This is a genomic window from Streptomyces sp. MUSC 14, assembly GCF_001866675.1.
In the GTDB taxonomy this organism is placed as follows: domain Bacteria; phylum Actinomycetota; class Actinomycetes; order Streptomycetales; family Streptomycetaceae; genus Streptomyces.
The window spans coordinates 38,074-55,725 of record NZ_MLYN01000042.1 but is presented as its reverse complement, the minus strand read 5'-3'; the positions used below and the strand labels follow the sequence as shown (position 1 = coordinate 55,725).

Annotated in this window: 11 protein-coding genes, 1 tRNA gene and 1 pseudogene; 10 read left to right on the top strand and 3 right to left on the bottom strand. The window is 72.0% G+C overall.

The genetic code is table 11. The features are described from left to right. Window positions 1-20: 20 nt before the first annotated feature. The 6 genes from recF to BIV25_RS26315 all read left to right on the top strand — a co-directional run bounded on the left by recF (window position 21) and on the right by BIV25_RS26315 (window position 7,750). Window positions 21-1,142, top strand: a complete 1,122-nt coding sequence (gene recF, locus BIV25_RS26340) for a DNA replication/repair protein RecF (RefSeq protein WP_071374902.1) — start codon at window positions 21-23, stop codon at window positions 1,140-1,142. Then, window positions 1,139-1,687, top strand: coding sequence for a DUF721 domain-containing protein (locus BIV25_RS26335; protein WP_071374901.1), 549 nt, complete (start codon window positions 1,139-1,141; stop codon window positions 1,685-1,687). Before recF ends, BIV25_RS26335 begins: the two co-directional genes overlap by 4 nt. Window positions 1,688-2,061: 374 nt before the next feature. After that, complete coding sequence (gene gyrB, locus BIV25_RS26330) at window positions 2,062-4,170, top strand: DNA topoisomerase (ATP-hydrolyzing) subunit B (RefSeq protein WP_071374900.1); 2,109 nt, start codon at window positions 2,062-2,064, stop codon at window positions 4,168-4,170. Between the two features lie 42 nt (window positions 4,171-4,212). Further along, window positions 4,213-6,810, top strand: a complete 2,598-nt coding sequence (gyrA, locus tag BIV25_RS26325; RefSeq protein WP_071374899.1) for a DNA gyrase subunit A — start codon at window positions 4,213-4,215, stop codon at window positions 6,808-6,810. 19 nt (window positions 6,811-6,829) lie between these two features. Beyond that, complete coding sequence (locus BIV25_RS26320; RefSeq protein WP_079176899.1) at window positions 6,830-7,564, top strand: DUF3566 domain-containing protein; 735 nt, start codon at window positions 6,830-6,832, stop codon at window positions 7,562-7,564. Between the two features lie 112 nt (window positions 7,565-7,676). Further along, window positions 7,677-7,750: transfer RNA gene (locus BIV25_RS26315), tRNA-Ile, on the top strand. A gap of 219 nt (window positions 7,751-7,969) precedes the next feature. On the opposite strand, the gene BIV25_RS26310 is transcribed toward BIV25_RS26315, so the two are convergent. Continuing rightward, window positions 7,970-12,061, bottom strand: a complete 4,092-nt coding sequence (locus BIV25_RS26310; RefSeq protein ID WP_071374897.1) for a WD40 repeat domain-containing protein — start codon at window positions 12,059-12,061, stop codon at window positions 7,970-7,972. A gap of 589 nt (window positions 12,062-12,650) precedes the next feature. Here BIV25_RS26310 and BIV25_RS26305 point away from each other — a divergent pair. Beyond that, window positions 12,651-13,124: a hypothetical protein gene (locus BIV25_RS26305; RefSeq protein ID WP_071374896.1), complete on the top strand. Its 474-nt coding sequence runs from the start codon at window positions 12,651-12,653 to the stop codon at window positions 13,122-13,124. A gap of 125 nt (window positions 13,125-13,249) precedes the next feature. Continuing rightward, on the top strand, window positions 13,250-13,444 hold the full coding sequence (locus BIV25_RS26300) for a ferredoxin (protein WP_071374895.1): 195 nt from the start codon (window positions 13,250-13,252) through the stop codon (window positions 13,442-13,444). A gap of 376 nt (window positions 13,445-13,820) precedes the next feature. Here BIV25_RS26300 and BIV25_RS26295 read toward each other — a convergent pair. Continuing rightward, window positions 13,821-14,166, bottom strand: a pseudogene (locus BIV25_RS26295) (DUF6344 domain-containing protein). A gap of 348 nt (window positions 14,167-14,514) precedes the next feature. Between BIV25_RS26295 and BIV25_RS52080 the strand changes: the two are divergent. Further along, on the top strand, window positions 14,515-14,643 hold the full coding sequence (locus BIV25_RS52080; RefSeq protein WP_003999697.1) for a DLW-39 family protein: 129 nt from the start codon (window positions 14,515-14,517) through the stop codon (window positions 14,641-14,643). A gap of 237 nt (window positions 14,644-14,880) precedes the next feature. Continuing rightward, the gene (locus BIV25_RS26290; RefSeq protein ID WP_256256092.1) at window positions 14,881-16,239 is read left to right on the top strand and encodes a hypothetical protein; all 1,359 of its coding nucleotides are present in this window, start codon (window positions 14,881-14,883) and stop codon (window positions 16,237-16,239) included. On the opposite strand, the gene BIV25_RS26285 is transcribed toward BIV25_RS26290, so the two are convergent. Beyond that, complete coding sequence (locus tag BIV25_RS26285) at window positions 16,203-17,636, bottom strand: serine/threonine-protein kinase (protein WP_071374894.1); 1,434 nt, start codon at window positions 17,634-17,636, stop codon at window positions 16,203-16,205. The two genes, BIV25_RS26290 and BIV25_RS26285, sit on opposite strands and share 37 nt — an antisense overlap. Window positions 17,637-17,652 lie beyond the last annotated feature (16 nt).

Genomic DNA, 17,652 nt, shown 5'->3' with positions numbered 1-17,652 from the left:
GGAAGGCCGGCGGAACGATCATGCACGTCACGCATCTTTCGCTGGCCGACTTCCGCTCGTACGTCCGGGCCGAGGTTCCGCTCGACCCGGGCGTCACCGCCTTCGTCGGCCCCAACGGCCAGGGCAAGACGAACCTGGTCGAGGCCGTCGGGTATCTGGCGACGCTGGGCAGCCACCGGGTCGCCTCCGACGCGCCCCTGGTCCGCATGGGGGCCGAGCGGGCCGTCGTACGGGCACAGGTCCGCCAGGGCGAGCGGCAGCAGCTGGTGGAGCTGGAGCTGAACCCCGGCAAGGCCAACCGCGCCCGCATCAACCGGTCCTCGCAGGTCAGACCCCGCGACATCCTCGGCATCGTCCGCACGGTCCTGTTCGCGCCCGAGGACCTCGCGCTCGTCAAGGGCGACCCGGGTGAGCGGCGGCGCTTCCTCGACGAGCTGATCACCGCCCGGTCGCCGAGGATGGCGGGTGTGCGGTCCGACTACGAGCGGGTGCTCAAGCAGCGCAACACGCTGCTGAAGAGCGCCGCCCTCGCGAGGCGGCACGGCGGCAGGTCCATGGACCTGTCCACACTCGATGTGTGGGACCAGCATCTGGCGCACGCGGGCGCCGAGTTGCTCGCCCGGCGGCTCGATCTCATCACCGCGCTCCAGCCGCTCGCGGACAAGGCGTACGAGCAGCTCGCCCCCGGCGGCGGGCCGCTCGCGCTGGAGTACCGGCCGTCAGCGCCCGGTGAGGCGCACGCGCGCGAGGAGCTGTACGCCCAGCTGATGGCGGCGCTGGCCGACGCCCGCAAGCAGGAGATCGAGCGCGGGGTGACCCTGGTGGGGCCCCATCGCGACGACCTCGTCCTCAAGCTCGGCCAGCTGCCCGCGAAGGGGTACGCCTCGCACGGCGAGTCCTGGTCGTACGCGCTCGCCCTGCGGCTGGCCTCCTACGACCTGCTGCGCGCCGAGGGCAACGAGCCGGTGCTGGTGCTGGACGACGTCTTCGCCGAGCTGGACGCGCGCCGGCGGGAGCGGCTGGCCGAGCTGGTCGCGCCCGGCGAGCAGGTGCTGGTGACGGCGGCCGTGGACGACGACGTACCGGATGTCCTGGTGGGCGCGCGGTACACGGTGTCCGGCGGGGCGGTGGAGCGCGTATGAGCGCCGAGGAGCCCGGCCCCAAGGCCCCGAAGAAGAGCACCGAGGAACCCTCCGGTGTCGACCTCGCGCGCGTGGCGTTGCGCGCGGCCAAGGAACAGGCACGCGCGCGGGGGGACGCGGCCCGGCAGAAGAAGCAGGCCCGGCGCGGCGGCGGGCTGCGCTCCGGCGCGCGTGCGGACGGCCGGGACCCGATGGCGCTGGGCGCCGCGATCAACCGGCTGCTGACCGAGCGCGGCTGGGAGACCCCGGCGGCGGTGGGCGGGGTGATGGGCCGCTGGCCGCAGATCGTCGGCGAGGACCTGGCCAAGCACTGCGTTCCGCAGCGCTACGACGAGGACGAGCGCGTGCTGGTCGTGGCCTGTGACTCGACGGCCTGGGCGACCCAGCTGCGCCATCTCGCACCCGCGCTGGTCGCGCGGCTCAACGAGGATCTGGGGCACGGCACCGTACGGATGATCAAAGTGCTCAATCCGGGCGGTCCGGCCCGCCGCTACGGGCCGCTGAGGGCTCCGGGGAGCACCGGACCCGGCGATACGTACGGGTGACGTACCTCACGTCTTGAGGTCCTGCGGCGGGGCGGTCGTACCCCTGTCGTACCCCTTGTCGTGCCTCCACGCGCGTGTGTGCCGCGCCTTCTGACCCCCCAGTAGCCAAGGGTTGACGGCCCGAAGCGCTGAGTGCCGCTGTGAGCCGCTTGGAGCCCCCATCCGTATATCGGGACCCGGCCGAGGACGGTTGAGGGCGGCACATGGGGACTCAGGTACCGGCAAACCCCCATCGATGTCGGCGCTACCGGTAGACTGGAAGCCAATCCCGCCCCAACGTGGGGACCGCCCGGGAAAAGCTGAGCAACGCTGATCAAGGCTTACCAACGCAACATGCCGCAGCCGCTCCGGCAACCCGCCGACGAGCTTGGCTCGTGCTGTGCCAGAAAGGGCGCTTCGTGGCCGATTCCGGCAACCCCAACGAGAACATCCCGTCCACCGACGCCGGCGTGCACGGCGAGGCCCCCGAGGCCCCTGTGAGCGGGGAGGCCACCGACTCCGGTGCGGCCTCCGCCTCCTACGACGCCAGCGCCATCACCGTGCTCGAAGGGCTGGACGCGGTCCGCAAGCGACCCGGTATGTACATCGGCTCGACCGGCGAGCGCGGTCTGCACCACCTGGTGTACGAGGTCGTCGACAACTCGGTCGACGAGGCGCTGGCGGGCTACGCGGACACCATCGACGTCACGATCCTGCCCGACGGCGGCGTGCGCGTCGTCGACAACGGCCGCGGCATCCCGGTCGGCATCGTGGCCTCCGAGGGCAAGCCGGCCGTCGAGGTCGTGCTGACCGTGCTGCACGCGGGCGGCAAGTTCGGCGGCGGCGGCTACGCGGTCTCCGGCGGTCTGCACGGCGTCGGCGTCTCCGTCGTGAACGCCCTGTCGACCAAGGTCTCCGTCGAGATCAGGACCGACGGCCACCGCTGGACGCAGGACTACAAGCTCGGCGTCCCGACGGCCCCCCTCGTCCAGCACGAGGCCACGGACGAGACCGGCACCTCGGTCACCTTCTGGGCCGACCCGGACATCTTCGAGACCACCGAGTACTCCTTCGAGACGCTGTCCCGGCGCTTCCAGGAGATGGCCTTCCTCAACAAGGGCCTGACGCTCCGGCTCACCGACGAGCGCGAGTCGGCGAAGGCCACGTCCGGCGCGGACGAGGCGGGCGCGGACGAGAAGGCCGAGGTCAAGTCGGTCACGTACCACTACGAGGGCGGCATCGTCGACTTCGTGAAGTACCTCAACTCCCGCAAGGGAGAGGTGGTGCACAACACCGTCATCGACCTGGAGGCGGAGGACAAGGACAAGAGCCTGTCCCTCGAGGTCGCGATGCAGTGGAACAGCGGCTACAGCGAGGGCGTGTACTCGTTCGCCAACATCATCCACACGCACGAGGGCGGTACCCACGAGGAGGGCTTCCGCGCCGCGCTGACGTCGCTGATCAACAAGTACGCGCGCGACAAGAAGCTGCTCCGCGAGAAGGACGACAACCTCACCGGTGACGACATCCGCGAGGGTCTGACCGCGATCATCTCGGTCAAGCTGAGCGAGCCGCAGTTCGAGGGCCAGACGAAGACCAAGCTGGGTAACACGGAGGCCAAGACCTTCGTGCAGAAGGCGGTCTACGAGCACCTCAACGACTGGCTGGACCGCAACCCGGTCGAGGCCGCGGACATCGTCCGCAAGGGCATCCAGGCGGCCACCGCGCGCGTGGCGGCCCGCAAGGCCCGCGACCTGACCCGCCGCAAGGGCCTGCTGGAGTCGGCGTCCCTGCCGGGCAAGCTGTCGGACTGCCAGTCCAACGACCCCACCAAGTGCGAGATCTTCATCGTCGAGGGTGACTCCGCCGGCGGCTCGGCCAAGTCCGGCCGCAACCCGCAGTACCAGGCGATCCTCCCGATCCGCGGCAAGATCCTCAACGTGGAGAAGGCCAGGATCGACAAGATCCTGCAGAACCAGGAGATCCAGGCGCTGATCTCGGCGTTCGGCACGGGTGTGCACGAGGACTTCGACATCGAGAAGCTCCGCTATCACAAGATCATTCTGATGGCGGACGCCGACGTCGACGGCCAGCACATCAACACCCTGCTGCTGACCTTCCTGTTCCGCTTCATGCGGCCGCTGGTCGAGGCCGGGCACGTGTTCCTCTCCCGTCCCCCGCTCTACAAGATCAAGTGGGGCCGGGACGAGATCGACTACGCCTACTCCGACCGCGAGCGCGACGCGCTGCTGGAGATGGGCCGCCAGCGCGGCAAGCGCGTGCGCGAGGACTCGATCCAGCGCTTCAAGGGTCTCGGCGAGATGAACGCCGAGGAACTGCGCGTGACCACGATGGACCAGGAGCACCGGGTCCTCGGCCAGGTCACCCTGGACGACGCCGCGCAGGCCGACGACCTGTTCTCCGTCCTGATGGGCGAGGACGTGGAAGCCCGCCGCCAGTTCATCCAGCGCAACGCCAAGGACGTCCGCTTCCTCGACATCTGAGTCGGTCTCAGCTGACCGCACCAGGAAGGATCTTCACCAGCAATGGCCGACGAGAACACTCCGCAAACCCCTGAGACCGAGGGCGGCGAGATCGTCATGCGCGTCGAGCCCGTCGGGCTCGAGACGGAGATGCAGCGCTCGTACCTCGACTACGCGATGTCCGTCATCGTCTCGCGCGCGCTGCCCGACGTCCGGGACGGCCTCAAGCCCGTCCACCGGCGCGTGCTGTACGCGATGTACGACGGCGGCTACCGCCCCGAGCGTGGCTTCTACAAGTGCGCGCGCGTGGTCGGCGACGTCATGGGCAACTACCACCCGCACGGCGACAGTTCGATCTACGACGCCCTGGTGCGTCTCGCCCAGCCGTGGTCGATGCGGATGCCGCTCGTCGACTCCAACGGCAACTTCGGCTCCCCGGGCAACGACCCGGCGGCCGCCATGCGCTACACCGAGTGCAAGATGGCGCCGCTGTCGATGGAGATGGTCCGCGACATCGACGAGGAGACCGTCGACTTCACGGACAACTACGACGGCCGCTCCCAGGAGCCGACCGTCCTGCCCTCGCGTTTCCCGAACCTGCTGATCAACGGCTCGGCCGGCATCGCGGTCGGCATGGCGACCAACATCCCGCCGCACAACCTGCGCGAGGTCGCGGCCGGCGCCCAGTGGTGCCTGGAGAACCCGGACGCCTCGCACGAGGAGCTGCTGGACGCCCTCATCGAGCGCATCAAGGGCCCGGACTTCCCGACCGGTGCGCTGGTCGTGGGCCGCAAGGGCATCGAGGAGGCGTACCGCACCGGGCGCGGCTCGATCACGATGCGCGCGGTGGTCGAGGTCGAGGAGATCCAGGGCCGCCAGTGCCTGGTCGTGACCGAACTGCCGTACCAGGTCAACCCGGACAACCTGGCGCAGAAGATCGCCGACCTGGTCAAGGACGGCAAGATCGGCGGCATCGCGGACGTCCGTGACGAGACCTCGTCGCGTACGGGCCAGCGGCTCGTCATCGTCCTCAAGCGGGACGCGGTCGCCAAGGTCGTGCTGAACAACCTCTACAAGCACACGGACCTGCAGACGAACTTCGGCGCCAACATGCTGGCGCTGGTCGACGGCGTGCCGCGCACCCTGTCGCTGGACGCGTTCATCCGGCACTGGGTGACGCACCAGATCGAGGTCATCGTCCGCCGCACCCGCTTCCGGCTGCGCAAGGCCGAGGAGCGCGCGCACATCCTGCGCGGTCTGCTGAAGGCGCTGGACGCGATCGACGAGGTCATCGCGCTGATCCGGCGCAGCGAGACCGTCGAGGTCGCGCGCACGGGCCTGATGGGCCTGCTGGAGATCGACGAGATCCAGGCCAACGCGATCCTGGAGATGCAGCTGCGGCGCCTCGCGGCCCTGGAGCGGCAGAAGATCGTCCAGGAGCACGACGAACTCCAGGCGAAGATCACCGAGTACAACGAGATCCTGGCCTCGCCGGTCCGCCAGCGCGGGATCGTCAGCGAGGAACTGGCCGCGATCGTCGAGAAGTACGGCGACGACCGCAAGACCATGCTGGTGCCCTACGACGGTGACATGTCCATCGAGGACCTGATCGCCGAGGAGGACATCGTCGTCACCGTCTCGCGCGGCGGCTACGTGAAGCGGACCAAGACGGACGACTACCGGGCGCAGAAGCGCGGCGGCAAGGGCGTGCGGGGCACGAAGCTGAAGGAAGACGACATCGTCGACCACTTCTTCGTCTCCACCACCCACCACTGGCTGCTGTTCTTCACCAACAAGGGCCGGGTGTACCGGGCGAAGGCGTACGAGCTGCCCGAGGCCGGCCGGGATGCGCGCGGCCAGCACGTGGCGAACCTCCTCGCCTTCCAGCCGGACGAGGCGATCGCCGAGATCCTGGCCATCCGGGACTACGAGGCGGCGCCGTACCTGGTGCTGGCCACCAAGTCCGGTCTGGTCAAGAAGACGCCTCTGAAGGATTACGATTCGCCCCGCTCCGGCGGCGTGATCGCGATCAACCTGCGCGAGCGCGAGGACGGCGGCGACGACGAACTGATCGGCGCGGAGCTGGTCTCGGCCGACGACGATCTGCTTCTGATCAGCAAGAAGGCGCAGTCGATCCGCTTCACCGCCACCGACGACTCGCTGCGCCCGATGGGCCGCGCCACCTCCGGCGTCAAGGGCATGAGTTTCCGTGAGGGCGACGAACTTCTCTCGATGAATGTGGTGCGACCCGGTACGTTCGTGTTCACTGCCACCGACGGCGGGTACGCGAAGCGGACCGCCGTCGACGAGTACCGCGTCCAGGGCCGCGGCGGCCTCGGCATCAAGGCCGCCAAGATCGTGGAGGACCGCGGCTCGCTCGTCGGGGCGCTGGTCGTCGAGGAGAGCGACGAGATCCTCGCGATCACGCTCTCCGGCGGTGTGATTCGTACGCGAGTCAGCGAGGTCAGGGAGACGGGCCGTGACACCATGGGCGTCCAACTGATCAACCTGGGCAAGCGCGATGCCGTGGTCGGTATCGCACGTAACGCCGAGGCCGGACGCGAGGCGGAGGAGGTCGACGGTGAGGACACCGTCGACGAGACCGCCGAGGGTGCCGAGGCCACCGGCACGGACGAGGGTGAGGCGCCCTCGGCCGAGTAGGCACGAGGAGTGAGTCATCGTGAGCGGAGCCACGGGCGCCGGATCGGCTGGTACCTCCACGGGTACGGAATCGGACGGCGGCGGCCGTGGCTCCGCCGCGCGTGCGGGGAGCGCGAGTGACCCGCACACGACCAACCTGAAGCCGGTGAAGGACTCCGAGGTCCCGGGCCGGGCTTCTTCCGGCACGTCGGCATCCCAGGGGGGAACTGTGACGGACACCCGAGGCCCGGTCCCGGTCGGCGAGCCGCAGCCCTCGTCGCCGCTCCCCCACGAGCGCACCCCGGAGCAGCCCTCGGGGCCGTACCACCCGCCGCAGGCCTACCCGGCGCAGGCGCCCGCCGGCGCGGTGCGCCGGCCGCGCACCGGGGTGCGGACGACGCCGCGCACCCGCAAGGCGCGGCTGCGGGTCGCCAAGGCCGACCCGTGGTCGGTGATGAAGGTCAGCTTCCTGCTCTCCATCGCGCTCGGCATCTGCACGATCGTCGCCTCGGCGGTGCTGTGGATGGTCATGGACGCGATGGGCGTGTTCTCGACGGTGGGCGGCACGATCTCGGAGGCGACCGGGTCGAACGAGGCGAACGGCTTCGACCTGCAGTCCTTCCTGTCCCTCCCGCACGTCCTGACGTTCACGACGATCATCGCGGTCATCGACGTGGTGCTGGCCACGGCGCTCGCGACGCTCGGCGCGTTCATCTACAACCTCTCCGCGGGCTTCGTGGGCGGCATCGAGCTGACCCTCGCAGAGGACGAGTGATCCGCCCGGCAGCGCGCTGGTGAGGGGCCCCCGACAACCGATTTTGGGACTGACGTGGTCGTGCGCTAATCTTCAGGAGTCAGCGCGCGGGAGACACACCGCAAAGCGCGGCGGGGCTATAGCTCAGTTGGTTAGAGCGCATCCCTGATAAGGATGAGGCCACAGGTTCAAATCCTGTTAGCCCCACTTCGTATGAAGACCCCCGGTCCGGTGGACCAGGGGTCTTCGTCGTTTCCGGGCCTGGTGGGCGGCAGGCCGTGTGGGTGGGCTGGATGCGCGGGCGCGGATGCAAAAGACCCGATCGCTGGCGACGGGGGATGCACCAGCGATCGGGTTATGGCCAAGGGTAACAAGGTTGAGCGGATTGTGGGGCCAAGTCGGCCGGAAATCGGGGAGGTTGGCCGATCAGCGACTGCACGGGGGGTCGTAGGACAGGCGCGGGAGGTACTCGTGCCACTTCTGCGGGGTCAGGACGCCCCGGGTGACCGCACAGATGTGGCTGATCGCCGCGGCGTCGTCCAGGCTCCACAGACGGAGCGTGTCGGTGCCGCTGGAGAGCCCGAGGACGTTGCCCCGGGCGCTGAACGACAGGAACGTGCCCGATCTGGCGTTGGGGCTCATCGACTGGCCCACGGGGGTCGCCGAGGCGGGGTCGGTGACGTTCCACAGCCGGATCGTGTTGTCGTTGCCGCCGCTGGCCAGGGTATGGCCGCTCGGGCTGAACGTCAGTGACTTGACCGCCTCGGTGTGGCCGATGAGCGGCGGGCCCAGCTCGGCCGCCGAGGCGGGGTGGGTGACGTTCCACAGCCGGACCGTGTCGTCGTCGCTGCCGCTGGCCAGAACATGTCCGTCCGGGCTGAAGGCGAGCGTGTTGACCGGCCCGGTGTGCTCCGTGAGCCGGGTGAGCGCGGTCGCGCGGGCGGGGTCGGTGACGTCCCAGAGCCGGACGGTGCTGTCCGAGCTGCCGCTGGCCAGGGTGTGCCCGTCGGGGCTGAAGGCGAGCGCGTTGAGAAAGCCCCGGTGACCGACGAGCGGCCTGCCGAGAGCCACCGGGTGCAAGGGGTCGGCGACGTTCCACAGCTGGATGGTGTCGTCCTGGTAGGCGGTGGCCAGGGTGTGGCCGTCCGGGCTGAAGGCGAGCGAGGGCCCGGCGAAACGCGTTCGCAGGTGGATGGGCTCGCCGGTGACCGGGTGGGACGGGTCGCCGACCTTCCACAGATACACCGAGTGGTTGTCGGTGAGGACGGCGAGGGTGTGGCCGTCGGGAGAGAACAGCAGGGGCGCGCGATGGCCGCCGTCGGCCTGCATGAAGGGTTCGCTCAGCGGCACGGGGCGCCCGGGCCGCGTCACGTTCCACAGCCGGAGCCTGCCGTCCCGTGCCGCCGTGGCCAGTACCCGCCCGTCCGGCCGGAATCCGCCGGTGCGGCCGGTGATGTCCGAGGCCGGCAGCGACCACAGGCGCACGATGCTGTCCCCGCTGCCGGTGGCGAGGGTGTGCCCGTCGGGGCTGAATCCCAGGGCGTACATCTCCCCGCTGCTGCCCGCGAGCGGGCCGCCGATCTGGGAGGGGGACGTCGGGTCGGCCACGTTCCACAGGCTGGCCGTGCTGTCCGCGCTCGCGGCGGCGAGCTGGCCACCGTCCGGGCTGAAGGCCACCGACCAGATCGGGCCGGTGTGTCCGGTCAGCGGCGAGCCGAGCGCGGCGGGGCGGGCGGGGTCGGCGACGTTCCACAGCCGGATCGTGTCGTCCGCGCTGCCGGAGGCGAGGGTGCGGCCGTCGGGGCTGAACGCCACCGAGTGCACGAGGTCGGTGTGGCCCTTCAGCACGGAGGCGTACCGCTGCGCGTGGCGGGGGTCGGTCACGTTCCACAACATGATCGTGTCGTCGTCGCCGCCTGCCGCCAGGGTGTGTCCGTCGGGGCTCCAGGCCACGCTGCGCACGGCGGCGCTGTGCCCGCGCAGGACGTCGATCTGCCGCGGCCGGCGCGGGTCGGCCACGTCCCACAGCCGTACGGTGTGGTCCTCGCCCGCGCTGGCCAGGGTGCGGCCGTCGGGGCTGAAGGCGATCAGGTAGATCGTGCCCTTGTGCCCGCTCAGCGGGGCGCCCAGGGAGACCGGATGGGCGGGGTCGGCGACGTTCCACAGCCGGATCGTGGCGTCGTCGCCGGCGCTGGCCAGCGTCCTGCCGTCGGGGCTGAAGACCGCGCTGCTGACCCAGCTGGTGTGCCCGGTCAGCGGCTTGCCCAGCGGCTTCGGGCGGCTCGGGTCGGCCACGTTCCACAGCCGGACCGTGCGGTCGTAGCTGGCGGTGGCCAGGGTCCTGCCGTCGGGGCTGAAGGTGGTGAGGTAGACGGCGCCGGTGTGCCCGGTCAGCGGGGTGGCCAGCGGGGCGTTCACGATCGAGATCAGCCTGCTGTACGTCCCCTCGTCGCCCGGGCGCAGCCGGTGCGCGACCAGGTCGAGCTGGGCGGACAGGGACGGGTCGGTGCTCTGGACCCGGTCGGCCTCGGCGAGTACCTGCTCGAAGACGGCGTCGTCCCGCTGCTGCCGGGCGATCACCGCCGACCCGCCGGCCACCAGGGCCAGCACGACCAGCGCGGCCACCGCGGCCCGGCTCAGCCACACCGAGCGCCGGCGCAGCCGGACCGAGGCGGCCAGGAACTCCACCGCGCTGCGGGTGAGGACGGTGTCACCGGCGGATCTGGCCCAGGCGCGGGCCTGCTCCAGCCGGGAGCCCCGGTAGAGCAGCGAGTTGTCCCGGTCCGAGTCCTCCCAGGAGCGGCCGTCCTCCTCCAGCCGCTGGCGCAGCAGATGGTCGTTGCGGTTGTCGTCGATCCAGTGCCGCAGCCGGGGCCAGGCGTGCAGCAGCGCCTCGTGGGTGATCTCCACGGTGTCCGCGTCCAGCGTCACCAGCCGGGCCCGGACCAGGGCCTCCAGCGACTCCTCCGTCTTGCCGGGGTCGGCCGACTCCGCCGCGAGCTGGCGCCGGGTGCCGCGCCGGCGCGTGGCCTGGGTGTCCTCGCCGAGCCGGACCAGGCGCAGCAGGAGCAGCCGGGCCGCCGTACGGGCCGCGGGGTCGAGCCCGGACCAGGCGCGCTCGGCCGTCGCCGCGACCGCGCCCTGGATCCCGCCGGCCGCGCGGTAGCCGGCCAGGGTCAGCTTTCCGGCCTTGCGGCGCTGCCAGGTGGCGAGCAGGGCGTGCGAGAGCAGCGGGAGCACGCCCGCGTCGTGCGCTCCGCGCGGGCCGTCGGCGCTCACCTCGCGCACGATCAGCTCGGCGAGCCCCGGCTCCAGCTCCAGGCCGACCGCCTTGGCCGGACCGGTCACCGCGTCGCGCAGCTCGCCGCTGGTCAGCGGGCCGAGCACCATGTGCCGGTGCTGGAGGGCGTCGGCGAGTTCCGGATAGCCGAGGCACTGCTCGTAGAAGTCGGCCCGTATGCCGAGCACGACGACGACCGGGGCGGGGCCGTCCGCCCCGACGGGCGGGGTGCAGACGGCGTGCAGCAACTGGATGAACGTACGGCGGTCCGCCTCGTCGGGGCAGAGGGTGAACGCCTCCTCGAACTGGTCGATGATGACGACCGGCCGGGGGCCCGGGGCCGCGGCGCCCGAGGGTTCGCCGTCGGCGGGCAGGCCCTCGCCGTGCGTCTCCCGGCGTGCCCAGGCCGCGGCCGCCTCGCGTGCCGCCCGGGCGATCCGGGGTGTCTCGGAGCCGGGGGCGGCGGGGTTCCGTGTCGCCTCCCGCTCGGCCTCGCGCGCGGCGGCGGCGACCTGGCCCAGCTCGGGGATGCGGTCGACCAGCTCGCCCAGCGGGTCGGCGCCCGGGACCAGCTGGAGCACGGGGCCCGCCGTGCCGGGCCGTGCGGTGCCGGTCCGGCCCGCCACCAGGGACCCGTCCCGCAGCGCGGGCACCAGACCGGCGTTGAGCAGTGACGACTTGCCCGCGCCCGAGGCACCCACGAGCATCACCAGGCCGCCGGTGCGCTCGGCGTCGTTCAGCTGCTCGACGAGCGCGCCGGTGCTGCGCTCCCGGCCGAAGAACCAGCGGGCGTCCTCCCGGCGGTACGGGGCCAGCCCGCGGTAGGGGCAGACGCCACCGGTGACGGGCGGGGCCGGGGCCGGTGGTTGCCGGTCCTCCTCGGCGGGCGGGACGGGCCGGTCACCGACCGGGTCGGCCAGCGCGCGCTCCCACAGGCGCTGCCAGTGCGCGAGGTCGTACAGACCGGTGGAGACCGGTGTGGGCCGCAGCCGGCGCGCCTCCGGGATCAGGATGTGGAGCACGGCCGCGAGGGCGGTGAACTGGGCCGGTACGTTCCTGGCCCGGCGCCAGTCGCTGATCCGCTGTGCGGACACGCGCACGGGCCGGCCGCGCTCGTCGACCCGCTGGAGCCGTACGACCGCCTCGGCGACGCTCTTGAGGGGAGGGTTTCCGGCCTCCTTGTACAGCAGCGCGAGGCGCTCGGCGAAAGCTGTGCGTGTCCCTGAGTCGGAACTCAAGGTCCCTCCCCTTTTCTTTCCCCCCGCATCTGGATGTCCGGACCGGAAAACTCACCCTATACGCCTGACCTGCGCGGAAGCACTGCACCGGACGCCGCGGCCTCCTCCCCGGCGACAACAGATGGCAGGATCCGGACCGGGTAGTGGAGCCGTCACACACCGTCCTGACAGGCCATCGGGCTGATATCCGGAGATGCGGCTCAGGTCACCGAAGGATCTCGGCCAACTTCCGCCGAGAGCAGGCGAGCGGGCTCCACAGCAGGCAGGGGGCGGCTGCGGGGCGTCGCGTGTTTCCGCGACCGGTCCGGCAGCCGGCTCCCCTTCCGCGGCCCGTGGCGAGCCGACGCGCCACGGGCCGGCAGCCCCGCACCGCTCGGCACCGGTCCCCACGAGGGGAGGGACCGGTGCCGGGTGGGCGGCGGACTCATACCGGACTCACACGCTTCGCTGTTGTACGGACATGCCCGCAGATCACCTGAATCGGGACCACTGTCCGACCCGGACGCGGCGGGGTGCGGACGGGCATGGATATCTGACGCTCCGTCAGATACGGTGCGCTCCGCCGGCTGTTCCCGAAGGGGTGAGAGTCATGGAGAAACGTCCCCCGTGCCCGCCCGGTGCTCCGCGCTGGGTCGCGCTGTTCCGTCCGTCCGCACAGGACTCCTGGACCGTGGGGGCCGAGTCCCCGGACCGGGCGCCCGTGCTCTATGCCGTCGCGGAGATGACCCGGACCGTGCGGGCGCGTGGCGAGGAGGTGATGGTCGCGCTGTGGGGGCCGGAGGACGGCGCCTGGCGCCTCTTCGACACCCTGGCCGACCGGACACCCACCGCCTCCGCCGCCTCCACCGATGGGCCCGCGCCCGGTGCCGCCGCACCGACCGTGCTCGCGCAACGCATGACGGGCCGCCGTCACCAGGTGCTGATGGCCGGCCTGGGCAAGGCGGGCCTGCACGACCTGAGCGCCGAGGACGGCGAGGCGGTCCGGGTGCTGGCCGACCGGCTCGACGAGCCGACGGTGCGCCGGGTGGCCCACTGGCTCTCGGTCGCGGGTGGCAGGTCGTAGTCCGCTCCGGTCGTCGCCCTGAGGGCCGTGGCCCGGAATGGGACGGCTCGGGGCGGGGCAGCCGGTTCGGGGTGCGGTCCGCGGGGCAGGGACGTCCTGGAAGCCAGCCGACGTCTGGAGGACGCATGAAGGTCTCCGTCGACCGCTCCCTGTGCTACGGCTCCGCCGAGTGCGCGTACCGGGCGCCGGACGTGTTCGCGTTCGAGGACGGGTACGGCACCGTACGGCCCGGCCGTGCGCAGGCCGCAGACGCCCCGGAGGTCCGGGAGGCGGCCGAGCGGTGCCCCTCGCAGGCGATCACGCTCCAAGAAGGGGCGTGACAGCGGGACTTACCGGGCCGAGGGTTCGGCGGACGCGGAAGGTGGCCGGGCGGGCGGAAGCCGCCCCGCCTCCAGTGGTCGAGCACGACACCGCGTTCGAGCGGGCCGGGGATCCGGGAAGTGGTCCGGGCGACGGCGTCCGGCGGGAACCGGGCGGACGGCCGTGGACAACGGTGACAGCGGTGGCAGCGGTGACAACGGCGTTGTGCCGGCCGTCCTCGTACGAGGCGCGGATGACGACAGCGCTGTACCCCCGGCCTGCCCGGCCGGGGGTTTTCCGTCTCGACTGACTGCTTGGGGTACGCAAGTCGCCCTGGTGTCGTCGAGACGGCTGCGGTGCTGGTGCGCCGCGTCGAGCGGCGGGAGGAACGGAGGGTCAGCAGTCGAGGGGCGCCGACGAGGGATGGTCGGGGGCCGCGTTCTCCGCTTCCGTCGTGTCGAGGGGCCGGTGCCGGCAGGCGGGGGTCTTGCCGTGGGCCTCCGCCCGGATCCGTTGCTTCATCGTGGGGGGGCAGTGCCCTGCCGTAGGACCAGGCCCAGTGGGTTTGCGCCGGGATCGTCGGGACGTTCTGTTCCGCGCTGTCCTTGCTCGGGGTCTCGGTGCGGGGAGCGGCCGAGGCGGTCGTGGCGGTCGCGGTGGTGACGAGTCCGAGCGCCGTGCACAGCGCGAGGAAGGCGGTGACGAAGGCGGTCCACAGCTTCATGACCTTGTTCTGGGTCATGGCCCCTCACTTTCAGGTTGGGCGATTTGCGTACTTTCCTCATGATGTGTATGAGCGTCGCGAAGTGGTGGACCTGCGCCCGTGGCGCGTCGATGTTCCGATGAACACCACCCGGATGGCGGCAAGAGGGTCGGAAACTCCCAAAAGCCGGTGAGGACGAGCGAAGAGGGAGCAAAGTAACGGACCGTGGAGGTGTGATCACCCTCCGATCGGACAGGCCCCGGACCTGGTCTATTGCGGCTCCGGGGGCGGCAGTTGAGCTCCGACGCAGGTCACCGATCGATATCGGCCGGTGTGTATAGTCGGGCGCCAGAGGTCCCCTACGTCAAGGAAAGACGAGGTCGCGCGGTGAAGAAGCTGCTCCTGGTCGCACTGGCCGCCATCGGCGGGCTCCTCGTGTACCGCCAGATCCAGGCGGATCGCGCCGAGCAGGACCTGTGGACGGAGGCGACTGACTCCGTGCCCACGGGTTCGTGAGTGTCGAAACCAGAATCTGAACAGACCCCGGTCGCCGAAGCGGCCGGGGTTCTGCGTTTGCGGGGGTGCATGGGGTGCGGTAGGCGTTCCCTGCACCCCGTCGCGCCGTCGTACGCCGCCCGCCGGGCGATGCGGGGCGTTTCGGACGGCCACCCGCGTTCCCCGGATGGCGCAGGGCCGTGCGGGGCAGGATGGGCCACGGTCCGGTACGGCGAGCGATGACGGGGAGGCCGGGACGTGCGGGGGCGAACGCGACGGACGGTGTGGCGGACGGCGCTGCTGCCGGGGCTGTGCACCCTGCTCGCCCTGTGCGCCCTGTTCGCGTCGCCCGGTGTGCCGACGGCCGCCGCCGCGGGCGACGCGTCGTACGGCTTCGCGCCCGGCGCCCGCACGGTGGAGGGCGGCCAGGGCACCGCGGACGCAGGCCGGCTGGCGCCCGGCGGGGTCTACCGCAGCTCCCTGCCGGGTGCCGGCAGCCTCTCCTACCGGATCCGGCTGACGGCCGGCGACACGGCGTACGTCTCTGTCACCGCCGTACCTCCGGCGGACGCCGCCGTCTCCAGCACCGACGGCATCAGCGTGACGGTCCAGGACGCGACGGGCCTGCGCTGCTCCTTCGCCTCCGCCCGCTTCGGCGCCGCGCTCAGCCCGCACCCGGTCACGGCAGTGGGGGAGCGCGAGACCGGCAGGTCGCTGTGCCAGGGCGGCGGCACGTACTACGTGATCGTCCAGCGCCTCGGCGCCGACGGCTCCGGTACGACGCCCACGGCCGGCTCGGAGCGGCCCTGGGACCTGGAGATCGCGCCCGCGACGGAACCGCGCACGGCGCGCGCCGGGGCCACCGCCGCGCCGCGGACCTGGGACTCCGCCACCCCCGAGCCGCTCGGCGGCACCCCGCGGGAGCGGTCCGGCGGGACGGGCTTCGCCTCCGCCCGTGCGCTCGGCCAAGGCGTCTGGCGCACCGAACTGGTGCCGGGCGAGACCCGGTTCTACAAGGTGCCGCTCGACTGGGGCCGGCAGCTGCACGCCTCCGCCGAACTGGGCGCCGCCGCGGGCCAGGGCTATGTCGGCGGCGCCCTGGACCTCTCCCTCCACAACCCTGTGCGCGACACCGTCGAGGACACCGCCCTCGGCTACACCGGCACCGCCCGGCCCGCCGTCCTCGCCCCGGTCCCGCCGGTGGAGTACGCCAACCGCTATGCCGTCCAGGCCGCGGTGACCTCCGTCCGCTTCGCCGGCGACTACTACCTGGTGCTGCACCTCAGCGAGCGGCTGACCGGCCCCTTCGGGCGGGGGCCGTTCGCCGTGACCCTGCGGGTCCAGGTGTCCGGTCAGGCACACGCGGGCCCGCGGTACGCCGGCCGGCCGGTACCGGCGGACGTCTTCACGGCCACGGGCCAGGACCCGGTGGCCGCGCTCACCGGGGACACCGGGGCCACCGGGGGTGCGGGCGGCGGGGGCGGTGATCCCGTGCTGAAGCTGGTCGCGGCCGGTGGGATCGGCACGGGGACCCTGCTGCTCGCGGTGCTCGGCGGCTGGACGCTGGTGGCCCGCCGCTCTCAGACGCGGGCCAGCGCCCAGAAGCCCACCGCGTAACAGGCCAGCGCCAGCAGCAGGATCGGTACCGCCACCCTGGCCGACGGCCCGGGCCGCGGCCGGCTGCGCCGCGCCCGGCGCCCACGACGACCGTGCCCGGGGACGGGAGCGGTGGCCGGAGCAGGGGCGGGCACCGGCGGTGCCGGGTCCCGGGCGGTGTACGAGGCGGTGACCGACGGATCGGCGGCGTACGGCTCGGGATCCGTAGCCGGGCTTGCGTACGGGTGCGGGTACGCGTGCGCGTACGGCTGCGGGGTGCGGGACTCGGGCCGGACCTGCGGAGGAAGGGGCGGGGGCGCCGGAGTCGGAGTGCGGGGAGAGACGGCGTACGGCTGAGGCGTGGGGGGCACCGGAGGTTCCGGGGTGTCCGGGGTCTCCTGGGGCGGGGGCAGCCGGAAGCTTCCGGTGTCCGACAGGGAGCCGGTGCCCGTGGCCGGACCGTCGGTGGTGCCGGTGCCGGTGCCGGTGCCGGTGCCGGTGTCCGTGGCGGGCTCGACGGCTACTCCGGAGGCCCTGGTGAGCGGGCCGTCGGGGCCGAACCCCGGGGGCAGCGGGCCGAGTTGGTCGAAGATCTCGATCAACTCGTCGTCGAGGTCCGGCTCCGGCAGGAGTTCGATGGCCGAGGCGAGCGCCTTGCGGGCCCCTGTGGCGGTGCGGAAGCGGGTGGCCGGGTCGGGCTGGAGCAGGCCCGCGACGACCTGCCAGAGCGGTTCCGGTACGCCCTTGGGGGGGCCCGGCGTCCCGTGCTCGGCGAAGTACTGCACGAGCGCCTTGGCGTCCGGCTTGGCGCCTTCGAGGAGGTACAGGGCGACCAGGCCGGCGGCGAACAGATCGGCCGGGAAGTCGGGGTCGCAGCCGAGGAGTTGCTCGGGCGCGAGGTAACCGGGCGTGCCCACCACGAGGTTGGTCTCGGTCAGCCGGGGTTCGCCGAGCCGCATGGCGATGCCGAAGTCGGACAGCCGCAGCCGGGGCCGGCCGGTGCCGGTGGCTTCGAGGAGGAGGTTGGCGGGCTTGATGTCCCGGTGGACGACCCCTTCGCCGTGGACGGCGGCGAGACCGGACAGCAGCTGGTCGAGCAGGGTGCACACGTAGGCCGGCGGCAGGGGGCCGTAGTCGCCGACCAGGTGGACCAGGGACCCGCCGGCGACCAGGTCCATGGTGAACAGCACCTTGTCGTCGTCGGCGGCCCAGCTGGCCGGGGCGAGGACATGGGGATGGTCGATCCGCAGGGCCTGCTCGCGCACGAAGCGCAGCAGGGAGTGGGCGTCGCGCTGCTGGAGCACCTTGGCGGCCACATAGCGCCGCCGGCGGTGGTCCCAGGCACGCCAGACGGCGCCCACGCCGCCGCGTCCGATCGGGTCGGCCAGCTCGTACCGGCCGGCGAAGACCTCACCCATGGCAGCCCGCCGCTCC